Origin of the sequence: Caballeronia jiangsuensis, assembly GCF_046030135.1 — a bacterium.
GTDB lineage: Bacteria > Pseudomonadota > Gammaproteobacteria > Burkholderiales > Burkholderiaceae > Caballeronia > Caballeronia jiangsuensis.
In genome coordinates, this window is the sequence record NZ_JAQQDB010000007.1 from 139786 (window position 1) to 151944 (window position 12159).

The window sequence follows — 12159 nt, forward strand, 5'->3', positions numbered from 1 at the left end:
AAGGGGAGTTGAGTTCCGAAAAATGTCGGCAGTTTCGTTCAGGTCCATTTGCACTACCGCTCGACCAAGGAGGCAGTATGAAATGCGATGACCCAGTGGCCCACGGCCAATATCGATGCAGATGCGGCATTGTTCCGCCTCATATGCTCGAGGCGATTATAAAGAACGGCGATGCGGAGCAGCGCATTGCCGCCGCGCAAACATTGCATCTGACCGAGCAAATGCGGCTGGAGCGCCTGAGTCTGGTAGGCGAAGCGGGCCCCGCTCAGGCTGCCGATGAAACTGCCGGCGCCGCGCATAAAAGCCGGAAAATCTATACCGCCGCCAATGGCACGGGTCTCCCCGGAAACCTCGTCCGAAGCGAAGGACAGGGAGCATCCGGCGATGCGGAAATCGACGAGGCATATAACGGTCTCGGCGCCACGTTCGATTTATATAACAACATCTTCCAGCGCAACTCGATCGACAATGCCGGAATGGATCTGATCGGAACGACCCATTACGGAGTCAAATATAACAATGCGTTCTGGAACGGTTCGCAAATGGTTTTCGGCGACGGCGACGGCAAGCTGTTCAACCGATTTACCATCGCCATCGATGTGATGGGGCACGAGCTTACGCATGGCGTGACGCAATACACCGCGAAGCTCGTTTATAGCAACCAGTCAGGCGCCTTGAACGAATCGGTCTCGGACGTCTTTGGCTCGATGGTGAAGCAATACGCGCTCGGGCAGACATCGGCGCAGGCCGACTGGCTCATCGGAGCGGGTCTGCTGGCCGCGGGCGTGAAGGGCGTTGCGTTGCGGTCGATGAAGGCTCCCGGCACGGCTTACGACGATCCGGTTCTGGGGAAAGATCCTCAGCCGGATCACATGAGCAAGTATGTCAATACGACGTCGGATAACGGCGGGGTGCATATCAATTCCGGCATTCCGAACAAGGCGTTTTATCTTACGTCGATTGCACTGGGTGGAAACTCGTGGGATAGGGCAGGCCATATCTGGTACAACACGCTGCTCGATAGCCGGCTTTCCGCCTCCGCGCAATTTCAGGATTTCGCGAATCTCACCGTCGACAACGCGAACAAGCTTTACGGCGCGACCGTTGGCAATGCTGTCGTGCAGGCGTGGCAGCAAGTCGGCATTAATGTCGCGGCGATCGTGTCATGGCAAAACAATAAAGCGGTTTTGTCGACCTATACCAGCCCGCACTCCATGAACGCCTGGGCATACATCCAGGACAACGGCTGGAGAAAGGTTCAATCCCTGACGCCGGACGGTGTCACGAATACCTTCGCCTTGCTGGTCGATGCGCAAAGCGTCAACGCCAGGGTGAACGTGTACCTCGATGGCACGACCATCTATCAGGCTTATTCCGTGTAAGTAACGAGTATAGTGAAAGGAGGATTTATCATGGCATACGTGAACTTTTCCAACGTCAAGGTCAGCATGACTTTTTGCAGCCCGCATTCGATGAACGCATGGGCTTTGATCGAAACGCAGCCCTGGAGAAAGCCCCAGCCGATCAGCACGGACGGCGTTTCCAATATGTTCGTCATGCTGAATGCGGCGAAAATCAGCGGACGAACGGTGTCGGGTTCATACGACGACGCCACGGGGCAGCTCTATACGCTATATCTGAACTGAACCCGTAAAGACGCTCGCAGCGTTGCATGAAAAGGAACCCATTCTCATGAACCCATCATCCATTACGATCAAGATTGAATTTGGTCAGGACGGGAGTGGCACGACTGTCAAGGATATTTTCGGGGGAGATGCCGCTCCGACTCCTTCTTCCGACGCAGTCATGCATACCGGCTTGAACAGTTCGATTCCTTTCCCGGATATGAAGTCGCGCGCGGCCGGTGCGCACGAGGAAATCCCGACTCCATTTTCTGGCGGCGCTGGATTTCTGGAAGCAACGTCGGCTCCGCCGACCCCGGATTTGAATCCGGCGGGGCTTTCAGGAGGCAGTGATGAAGCGCCGCCGCCCCATCCTGAGGAGGCGCAAACGGCTGGAAAGAAAGGCGCGAAATAAGATCGCGTTTCAAGAAACTGGCGCCTGGATCAGGCGCCAGTTTTATTTTGATTCGAGCCGAGCTGTCGATGCTTTAAACCGGCTGTCGCTTCCATCCTTATCGATGCCCGTGCTCCCTGATGAAATGCATCAGCGCGCAAAATTCAGGCGGCGGCGACGGATCGGCCGCGCTGAGCACGGTTCGCGCATCTCCATCGACGATCACGATTTGGTGGTTTTGGCCGTCCGGGATCTTCGTGCTTTCTGTCGCGATCGATCTCTCTGCGCGGGCAGCCGCGACCAGCCTGGCGAACGCGTCGTTTTCGCCAGCCGAAAGCTCTGTCTCGTTCAAAACCATCGGCTTCGCCAGGCCGGGAACGCCGGCAGTCCAGCCACCGTCGGTTGTCAGTTCCGCGTGCATCGCGTGCTCCCTTCAGGTTCACTTGTGCGTTTGAAAAGCTCCTTTCCAGTATAGAAATGCCGGGCGCGTTTTGTCGGGTATCGGGGCCCTTTGCTGTTTGCGGCCCTCGTCGCCCGCTTTTTGGTTGGCCGCCACCTTCGCGTCATGACGGCGAACCGCAATACACAGATCGCAATCAGAAATCAATCTGCGCGGAAAGCAGCAACGTGCGCGGCGCGGCATTCATCACGTACGTGCCTTGCTGAATCCAGTATCGGCTACCGAAAAGATTCTCGATGTTCGCGCGGAACACGACGTCCTTCTGCGCGATCCGCATTCCGTAACGCACACCGACGTCGTAACGCGTCCACGCCGGCAGGCGCAACGTGTCGCTCGAATCGTAGTACTGCGCGCCCGTATGGATGATCCGGCCATTGACGCTCAGCCCCGCAACCCACGGCAGGTCGTAGTCTGCGCCGAGGTTGAAGGCGAATTTCGGCACGCCGCCCGGATCGTTGCCGTCCTGCGTGCCGCCCGCCGTGCCTGAGACCTTCGGATCGTAGAACGTCGCGCTCGCCATCATGCGAAGGCCGCGATATACCTCGCCGTAAGCGGCCAGTTCGAGCCCGCGCACGCGCGTCTTGCCGTTGTAGCCGTAGATGTTCGTCGTCGGATCGGTGACGGCGTTCGGCTGCGAGATCTGGAAGATCGCGGCCGACGTCATCACGCGGCCCCAGTCCGCCTTCACGCCCGCTTCGTACTGATTCGACTTGTACGGCGCGAATGCCTGTCCTGCATTCGCGGTGCCGGCCGGCGCGGTGCCGCCATTGCTGAGACCCGACGTGAAGTTGCCGTACACCGAAATGTTCGACAGCGGCTTCACCACGATGCCCGCGAGCGGCGTGATCGCCTGCTGATCGATCGAGCTTTGCTGCGTGCCCGTGGTCGGATCGTAGTTGTCCTGCCCGATGGTCTGACGGCGGAAGCCGCCCGTGATCAGCACGCGATCGTTGAGGAACGACATCGTATCGATGATCTGCTGACTGTTCAGGCGCGTCTGGCTGCTGCGCTGCATGTCGCCGCGCGGGATGCCCACCGGTGCGAGCGGCGTCGGACTGTAGAGATTGGACGCCACCGAATCCGACGACAGCGCATAGAAATAGCCGATCTCCTGGTTCAGGCTCGTGACGCCGGTGACGAGCGTGTGCTTGACGCCGAAGGTATCGAAGTGAAAGCGCAGGCCCGCGTCGACGGTCTTCGTGCGGGTGTACTGATCGTAGTAACCGTTCGCGACGTCGAAGGCGCCCGCGGCCGTCATGCCGCTCGCGAACGGGAAGTTCTGCTCGGACGTGCCGTAGTGTTCGCCTGCCGCGCCGTACACGGTCACGTACTTGTTGATGTCGTACTCGGCGCGCGTCATGACGGCCGAATCGCGCAGCTTCAGCTTCGAGCCCGGATAGAGGTTGTTGTACGCCGACGGCACCGCCGGCACGGCCGTCGCTGTGCCGAAGCCGATTTGCGAACGGAACTCGTCGGTGTTTTCGGAGACGTTGTAGGCGTCGAATGACCAGCGCAGTTGCTTGCCGCGATAGTCCAGCCCGATGGCGCTGTCGCCCTGAAGCTGATTGCCGTGCGCGATGCCCGTCTGTCCGTCCTTGATCTGTCCGTTGAAGCGGATGCCCCACTGGCCTTCGTCGCCGAAGCGGCGGCCGACATCGGCGGCGATGCCGAACTGGCCTTTGGTCTGAAACAGCGCCGTCAGACGCGTGAGCGGGGTATCGTCGGCGCGCTTGGTGACGATGTTGATCGCGCCGCCGACGCTGCCGCCCGGTCCCATGCCGTACATCAGCGAACCCGGGCCTTCGAGCACTTCCACGCGCTCGAGCAGATTCACGGGCACGCGCGCCGCCGAGACCATGCCGTACAAACCGTTGAGCGCGACATCGGTCGGTTGCACATCGAAGCCGCGAATCTGGAAGACATCGCCGAAACCGCCGCTGCTCTGTTCCGCGCGCACCGAGGCATTGCTGGTGACGACATCGGCGATGGTGCGCGCCTGTGTGTCACGGATCATCTGCTCGGTGTAGTTGGTGGTGTCGAACGGCTGGTTCATCACGTTCGATGTCCCGAGAACCCCGATGCTGCCGCCTCGCGCAACTTGTCCGCCCGCGTAGGGCGCGGGCAGGTCGCCAGCCTCGGCGGTGCCCTTCACCACGATGGCGGGCAGCGCCGTCGATTGCGATGCGGTACCGTCGGTGCCGTCGGCCGGGCTCTGCGCGTAGGCGTTCGCCTGCAGTGCGGTTGCGGCGATCAATCCGACGAACAGGCGGTCGACCGCCCATGACACCGCAGTGCGCCGATGAGTTTCTTGGTGCATTCCCCGTTGCGACATAAGGCCAGACTCTTCTTGGTTGGGTTGTAAGCGAAAATATGTAAATGCGAATTATTCGCGATTGTAGGCCAAGAAATTAAACGAACGGTACATATATCGATTTGTCGTATCAGAAAGTGTTGTGGCGAGGCGACGGGTGCAAAGCAGTGCCCAAAGAACTGATGTCGACCCTCGCGATTGACTCGATCATTTCAAACGGCCATGTTCCTGGACGGTGCTGTAGAACAGGACCGTCAGTCACGAGAGCACGAGACAGCCATGACCGTAACGAACGTCGACATCGAGAAATGCATGCTGGAGCTGCTCGGCAGGCGCGCTACGACGGCCTCGATTTGTCCATCGGATGTCGCGCGTGCTTTAGTTCGCGATGAAGACGGATGGCGAGCATTGATGCCGTCGATAAGGCAAGTCGCTGCGAGGCTTGCGCTTGAGGAGCGGATCCTGATCACGCAAAGAGGAACGCGATTGAACCCCGAGTCGAGGATTCATGGCCCGATCCGGTTGCGACGTGGACCGAAATTCATTGCGCCGGAATGAACGCGATCGTTGCTGACTACGTCCACCACTGGCCGAGCCGTCGCCGTTCCGATCGCAGGAAGGGTTTACCGCTACACATTCCAACTTGACGCTACCGCCGTCACAAACGATACTTTGTCCGTACAAAGCAACGTTTAAGACAGGAGGCGTGAAGCATGCATTCGGACAGAGTGGGCAAACAGCGTTACCGGGCCAGCTACGGTCGTTATCTGGAAGAGTTCACCGTCGGCGATATCTACGAGCATCGCCCGGGCCGCACCATCACGGATGCGGACAACATCCAGTTCTCGCTGCTGACGATGAACTTCCACCCGATGCACTGCGACGCGCATCACGCTTCGAAGAGCGAGTTCGGCAAGCTCCTCGTGAGCAGCGGCCTGACCGTCGCGATCGTGCTGGGCATGTCGGTGAACGACGTGAGCGGCAAGGCGATCGCCAATCTCGGCTGGAAGGAAATCCGCCTGACGGGTCCCGTTTTTGCGGGCGACACGCTGTATGCGGAGTCGGAAGTGCTCGAAGTGCGCGAATCGAAATCACGCCCGACGCAGGGCGTCGTCACGGTGCATACGCGTGCATTCAATCAGGACGGCAAGCCCGTCATGGACTTCATCCGTACCGCGCTGATCGCAAAGCGCGGCCACGGCACCGCCGAAGACTGAGTTCGCAGACCTGGCCCATTCCGCCGGCGCCATGCCGCCGGCGTTCCGTTTCCGTTTCGCCTACAAGACCGCTCGGCAACGACGACACGCGGCGGCGCGACGGTTCATCGTCACAGTACTGGAGACAACTGTGAGTCATTACGTAAGCTCGGGCGCCCGGCTAGACCGGCTGCCGATGTCGCGTTTTCACTGGAAGATTCTCGGTCTCATCAGCGCGGGCGCGTGCCTCGACGCATTCGATGTCTATCTCGCGGGCGGCGTGTCCGCCGCGATGCTGAAATCGGGCTTCTCGACGCTGCAACTCAACGCGCTGTTCGTCTCGTCGGGCTTTCTCGGCATGGTGATCGGCGCGGGCCTGTCCGGCTATCTCGGCGACCGCTTCGGCCGCCGCTCTTCGTATCAGTTCAATCTCGCGCTCTTCGGCTTGATGTCGTTCGTCGCCGCATTCGCGCCGAACATCCAATGGCTGATCGGCGCGCGCTTCGTCATGGGCATCGGGCTCGGCGCGGAACTGGTCGTGGCGGCGGGCACCTTGTGCGAATTCATTCCGCCCGCGTATCGCGGACGCTGGATCTCGCTGCTCGGCCTCATCGTCAACTCGGGCCTCGTGATCGCGACGAGCGTGGGCTATGTGGTCATTCCGCATCTCGGCTGGCGCTGGATGTTCGGCATCGCGGGCATCGGTGCGGTGATCGTGTGGGCGCTGCGTCATCGCATGCCCGAGTCGCCGCGCTGGCTCGAATCGGTCGGACGCACGCAGGAAGCGGAAGAAACCGTGAGCGCCATCGAAGCCGAAGTCGCCGCGCGCAAAGGCCCGCTGTCCGATGTCCCGCGCACGCAGAACCTTCAGGTGCCGAGCGTGCCGCTGTCGGCGCTGTTTCGCCGCGGGATGATCGGCCGCACGCTCACGGCGGCGTTGACGGCGGTCGCGGTGAACGTCGCGGTGTACGGCTTCGTCGCGTGGCTGCCGACCTTCTTCGTGCGCGAAGGTCGCGACATCGTGACTTCGCTCGGCTTCACGACGCTGATGTCCTTCGGTGCGCCCTTCGGCGCGGTGCTCGGCTACGTGACCGCCGATCGGCTGGGCCGCGCGAAAGGACTCGTGTTCTTTAGCGTCATCACCATCGTGCTGGGCTTCGTCTATCCGCAGATGACGGCCAATGCCGCGATCGCCGTCGTGGGCTTCACGCTCGTGAGTTGCATCTTCGGCATCGTCACGCTGGGTCTGTTCGGCTATGTGCCCGAACTGTTCCCGACCGCGCTGCGTCTGCGCGGCACGGGCGTGGCGGGCGTATGTGGACGCGTCGCGTCGATGCTCACTTCGTATGCGGCGGTCATCCTGTACGCGCAACTCGGGCTGTTCGGCGTGCTCGGCATGGTCGCGGGCGTCCTGATCCTGCTCGTGATCGCCGTGCTGAGTCTCGGCGTGGACGCGAACCAGTTCTCGCTGGAAGACGTCTCGCCCGATGAGGAGCCCGCCGCCAACGATCTGTCGCTCAACCATCAGGGAGCCGCGCGATGAATGCACGCAACGAGATTCAGCAGCAGGCACAAACGGTGTCGCAGCGCCTGGCTTCCTTTACGACGCATCTGCAACTGAGCGACGTGCCAGAGCGCGTGCGCGAACGCGCGAAGCATCTGATCCTCGACAGCATCGGCCTCGCCTATGCGACGCTGAAGCTGCCGTACGCAAGCTCGACGCTCGCCGCGATGCAGGAACTCGGCAGCGGCGAAGCGACGGTCTTCGGACACGAGCAAAAGCTCGCCCTGCGCGATGCGATGCTGCTCAACGGCCTGCTGATTCACAGCCTCGATTTCGACGACACCCACGCACGCGGCGTGATTCATTCGACGGCGAGCGCGTTGCCCGTCGCCTTCAATCTCGCCGAGCGGGAGAACGCGAGCGGCGCGGATCTGCTCACCGCCTATCTCTGCGCGATGGAGGTATCGACGCGCGTAGGCTCCGCCGCGAAGAGCGGCTTCCATAACGCGGGCTTTCATCCGACGGGACTCGTAGGCGCGTTCGGCTGCGCGCTGGGCGCGGCGCGTCTGCTCGGTTTGTCGGTCGAGAAGGCGCAGCATGCGCAAGGCATCGTGCTGTCGATGGCATCGGGCAATCTGGAATTTCTGCAAGACGGCGCATGGACCAAGCGTCTGCATCCGGGATGGGCCGCGGTCGCGGGCGCAACTTCCGCGACGCTCGCGAAGCATGGTTATATCGGTCCGGGCGCGGCGTATGAAGGCCGCTTCGGTCTCTATGCGCTCTATATGAAGCAGTCGCTCGAAGCGGGCGATATCGACATCGCGACGGCGGGACTCGGTGAAACATGGGAAATCGACGGCGTTGCGCTGAAGCCGATTCCCGCGTGCCACTTCACGCATGCATCGTCGGATGCGGCGATCGCGCTGCATCGCGCGCATGGTTTGAAGGCGAGCGATATCGAGCGCGTGATCGTGCGCGTGCCCGGCCCGACGATCCCGATCGTCTGCGAGCCGGTCGCGCCGAAGCAGAACCCTTCGAATAGTTACGACGCGCAGTTCAGCATTCCGTACATCGTCGCGACCGGGCTGCTGCATGGCCGCTTCACGCTCGACGATCTCGAACCCGCAGCGCTCTCCGATGAAACCGTGCGCGCACTCGCGGCGCGCGTCGTGCACGAGGCGGACCCGGACTCGACGTACCCGCGTCACTACACGGGCGAGGTGATCGTGCATACGCGCGACGGCCGCACGCTGACGCATCGCGAGTCGATCAATCGCGGCTCGTCGGACAAGCCGCTCACCAACGACGACATCGTCGCGAAGTTTTTCGACAACGCGCAGCGCAATGTTTCGCGCGATGCCGCCGAACGCATCTGCGAAGCGGTGCTTTCGCTCGACGCGCATCCGGCACGCACGCTGGCGCACGCGCTCGCGTAAGACGTACACACGAATACAGGAGAAGCAATGGCCACCATCGACACCGATCAACAGCAGGACATGAGCGACTACGCAGAGAACGAGACGCTCATTCTCGACATGCTCGACCGCTTCCTCAAGACGGAAGTCAAACCGTATGTGCACGAGCTCGACGCGAAGGACGAGTATCCGCATGAGATCGTCGAGAAGATGAAGGACATGGGGCTGTTCGGTTGCCTGATCTCGCCCGAGTACGGCGGCCTCGGTCTGACGACGGCGACCTACGCGAAGATCGTCGATCGCATTTCGGCGGTGTGGATGTCTGTGAGCGGCATCATCAACTCGCACCTCATCATGGCGATGACGATCCAGCGTAACGGCACCGAAGCCCAGAAACGCGAGTTCCTGCCGCGCATGGCGACCGGCGAACTGCGCGGCGGCATCGGCCTGACCGAGCCGGATTGCGGCACGGACCTTCAGGCGATCCGCACCGTCGCGCGCCGCGAAGGCGACGAGTATGTCGTCAACGGCAACAAGACATGGATCACGAACAGCAAGTACGGCAACGTGCTCGCGCTGCTCGTGAAGACCGATCCGGACGCGCAGCCGCGTCATAAAGGCATGAGCCTCTTGATCGTCGAGAAGGGACCGGGTTATGAAGTGAGCCGCCAGTTGCAGAAGCTCGGCTACAAGGGCATCGATACCTGTGAGCTAACCTTCACCGATTTCCGCGTTCCGGTGTCGCGCGTGATCGGCGGTCAGGAAGGGCTCGGGCTCAAGCAGATCCTGAGCGGTCTGGAACTCGGCCGCATCAATGTGGCGGCGCGTGGCGTCGGCGTCGCGCAGGCCGCGCTCGATGAAGCGGTCGCATATTCGCAGCAGCGCAAGACCTTCGGCAAGCCTATCTGCGAGCATCAGGCGATCGCGCTCAAGCTCGGCGAGATGGCGACGCGCGTGGAAGCCGCGCGCCTTCTGACCGACTCGGCCGCGCGCGCCTATGACAAGGGCCTGCGTTGCGACATGGAAGCGGGCATGGCGAAGTACTTCGCCACCGAAGCGGCTGTCGAGAACAGCATGGAAGCGATGCGCATCCACGGCGCGTACGGCTATTCGAAGGAATACAACGTCGAGCGGCTGTATCGCGATGCGCCGCTCCTGACCATCGGCGAGGGCACCAACGAGATGCAACGCCTGATCATCGCCAAGATGCTGATTGCGAGGAACCCTGCATGAGCCTGCCTCTTTCCGGCGTACGTATCGTCGCCATCGAACAATACGGTGCGGGTCCGTTCGCGACGCAGCATCTCGCCGATCTCGGCGCCGAAGTCATCAAGATCGAGAACTTCCGCGAAGGCGGCGATGTCGGCCGCAACGTGGGCCCTTATTTTTTCGGCGAGGGCGACAGCCATTTCTTCGAGGCGTTCAATCGCAACAAGTGCAGTCTGACGCTCGATCTGAAGAAGCCCGAGGGGCGTGAAGTGCTGCTCGATCTCGTGAAGACGAGCGATGCGGTGTTCAACAATCTGCGCGGCGATCTGCCCGTGAAACTGGGGCTTACCTACGACCAGCTGAAGGACGCGAATCCGGCGATCGTCTGCGCGCATCTGTCGGCTTATGGACGCACCGGCAGCCGCGCATCGTGGCCCGGCTACGATTATCTGATGCAGGCGGAAGCGGGGTATCTGTCCGTGACCGGCGAGCCTGACGCGCCGCCCGCGCGCTTCGGCCTCTCGATCATCGATCTGATGACCGGGACCACGGCCGCGATGGCGCTGCTCGCGGGTCTCGTGCAGGCGCGCACGACGGGCATCGGCCGCGACATGGACACGAGCCTCTTCGATGTCGCGCTGCATAACCTCGCGTATGTCGGCACATGGTATTTGAACGGCGGCACGGTGACCGGGCGCGACCGTCGATCGGCGCATCCATCGCTCACGCCGAGCCAGTTGTACAAGACGAAGGACGGCTGGATCTTCCTGATGTGCAACAAGGAAAAGTTCTGGGGCGTGCTGGCCGAGATACTCGACAAGCCGTCGTGGATCACCGATGAACGCTTCTGCAATTTCAAGGCGCGGCTCGCGAATCGTGATCTCGTGGAACAGGAACTGGATGCGGCGCTCTCGCGCGCGACGACGGCCGAATGGCTCGAACGCCTGGGTGGCCGCGTGCCTGCCGCGCCGGTCTACGACGTCAAGCAGGCGCTCGACAATCCGTTCGTCGCGGAGCGTCAGAGCGTGACGGAAGCGGAGCATCCGCGCTTCGGCAAGGTCCGCAACGTGGCCGCGCCTGTGCGCGTGAACGAGACGCTGGCGGCGCGCGCCGCGCCCGAACTCGGGCAGGACAACGCGAGGCTTCTGGCCGAACTCGGTTACGATGCTGGACGGATCGCTCATTTGCGCGAAAGCGGCGCGGTGCAATGATGATGCTTGCACCGGATGATGTCGCGCGAATGGCGGGTCCGTCCGTCAATCCTTCATCGTGCGTGCAAAAGATGGTCAACGTGCTCGGTCAGCAACCGCGTTATCTGCAACTGGCGCAGACGCTCATCAACGAAATTCAGGCCGGACGCTTTCCGGTGGGTTCCACCATTCCCACCGAATTCGAATTGTGCGAGCAGTTCGGCGCAAGCCGCTCGACCGTGCGCGAAGCGGTCAAGCAGCTCGTGCAACTCGGCATGGTGGTGCGGCAGGCGGGCATCGGCACCACCGTCAAGGCGTTGAATTCGGAAGGCAGTTATCGGCAGGTCATGCAGCAACTGAGCGATCTGCATCGCTATTCCGCGGACACCGCGCTTCAGGTCCTGAAGAAGGAGACCGTCGAAGTGAGCGATGCCTCGCTGTGCGCGATGTTGCAGGCGAAGCCTGGCGAAACGTGGCTGCGTCTGGAAGGCATCCGGCGCTCGCCGGAGAGTGTCGATCCGATCTGTCATACCGAAGTCTATATACAGCCCGCGTTCCGTTCGCTGACGGGCATCGAGGACGAGCCGCATACGCCGATCTTCACGATGATCGAGCGTCAGTTCGGCGAGCAGATCGCACGCGTGGAGCAGGAGATTCGCGCGATGGCTTTGCCCGCGGACATCGCGCGCCTCGTCAATGCGAAGGCGCGTTCGCCCGCACTGTGGCTGTCGCGCCGGTATTTCAACAAGCGCGGGGAGATCGTCGAAGCGGCGGTCAGCATCCATCCCGCCGACCGCTTCAGCTATTCGGAGACGTTCCAGCGCGGCTGGAGCGGGGCCTGAAGCATTCGAGGAATTG

At 61.7% G+C, this 12159-nt stretch carries 12 protein-coding genes; 10 read left to right on the forward strand and 2 right to left on the reverse strand.

Annotated elements, in window-relative coordinates; translation table 11 throughout:
* Positions 1–77 precede the first annotated feature (77 nt).
* The 3 genes from PQR08_RS09735 to PQR08_RS09745 are packed head-to-tail and all read left to right on the forward strand — an operon-like array spanning position 78 to position 2037.
* On the forward strand, positions 78–1382 hold the full coding sequence (locus PQR08_RS09735) for a M4 family metallopeptidase (protein ID WP_309297513.1): 1305 nt from the start codon (positions 78–80) through the stop codon (positions 1380–1382).
* Positions 1383–1412: 30 nt separating this feature from the next.
* On the forward strand, positions 1413–1646 hold the full coding sequence (locus tag PQR08_RS09740; protein ID WP_222946346.1) for a hypothetical protein: 234 nt from the start codon (positions 1413–1415) through the stop codon (positions 1644–1646).
* A gap of 46 nt (positions 1647–1692) precedes the next feature.
* Positions 1693–2037 (forward strand): hypothetical protein, encoded by a 345-nt coding sequence (locus PQR08_RS09745; RefSeq protein ID WP_250487348.1) that lies wholly within the window; start codon positions 1693–1695, stop codon positions 2035–2037.
* A 97-nt stretch (positions 2038–2134) separates the two neighbouring features.
* Here PQR08_RS09745 and PQR08_RS09750 read toward each other — a convergent pair whose 3' ends face one another.
* Positions 2135–2437, reverse strand: coding sequence for a protealysin inhibitor emfourin (locus tag PQR08_RS09750; RefSeq protein WP_238211749.1), 303 nt, complete (start codon positions 2435–2437; stop codon positions 2135–2137).
* Positions 2438–2612: 175 nt separating this feature from the next.
* Positions 2613–4793: a TonB-dependent receptor gene (locus PQR08_RS09755; RefSeq protein ID WP_250487349.1), complete on the reverse strand. Its 2181-nt coding sequence runs from the start codon at positions 4791–4793 to the stop codon at positions 2613–2615.
* Positions 4794–5066: 273 nt separating this feature from the next.
* Here PQR08_RS09755 and PQR08_RS09760 point away from each other — a divergent pair, with 273 nt between their 5' ends.
* The 7 genes from PQR08_RS09760 (at position 5067) to PQR08_RS09790 (ending at position 12143) form a co-directional block, all read left to right on the forward strand.
* Entirely contained in the window at positions 5067–5345 is a 279-nt protein-coding gene (locus tag PQR08_RS09760) for a DUF3253 domain-containing protein (protein WP_250487350.1), read from the forward strand.
* A gap of 155 nt (positions 5346–5500) precedes the next feature.
* On the forward strand, positions 5501–6004 hold the full coding sequence (locus tag PQR08_RS09765; RefSeq protein ID WP_086968128.1) for a MaoC family dehydratase: 504 nt from the start codon (positions 5501–5503) through the stop codon (positions 6002–6004).
* Positions 6005–6179: 175 nt separating this feature from the next.
* Positions 6180–7526, forward strand: coding sequence for an MFS transporter (locus PQR08_RS09770; protein ID WP_284509228.1), 1347 nt, complete (start codon positions 6180–6182; stop codon positions 7524–7526).
* The gene (locus PQR08_RS09775; RefSeq protein WP_187603526.1) at positions 7523–8923 is read left to right on the forward strand and encodes an MmgE/PrpD family protein; all 1401 of its coding nucleotides are present in this window, start codon (positions 7523–7525) and stop codon (positions 8921–8923) included. Before PQR08_RS09770 ends, PQR08_RS09775 begins: the two co-directional genes overlap by 4 nt.
* A 27-nt stretch (positions 8924–8950) precedes the next feature.
* Entirely contained in the window at positions 8951–10135 is a 1185-nt protein-coding gene (locus PQR08_RS09780) for an acyl-CoA dehydrogenase family protein (RefSeq protein ID WP_250487352.1), read from the forward strand.
* The gene (locus tag PQR08_RS09785; protein ID WP_035498054.1) at positions 10132–11322 is read left to right on the forward strand and encodes a CaiB/BaiF CoA transferase family protein; all 1191 of its coding nucleotides are present in this window, start codon (positions 10132–10134) and stop codon (positions 11320–11322) included. The genes PQR08_RS09780 and PQR08_RS09785 overlap by 4 nt, the downstream gene beginning before the upstream one ends.
* Positions 11323–11393: 71 nt before the next feature.
* Positions 11394–12143 (forward strand): GntR family transcriptional regulator, encoded by a 750-nt coding sequence (locus tag PQR08_RS09790; RefSeq protein WP_250487423.1) that lies wholly within the window; start codon positions 11394–11396, stop codon positions 12141–12143.
* The last annotated feature ends 16 nt before the right edge of the window (positions 12144–12159 follow it).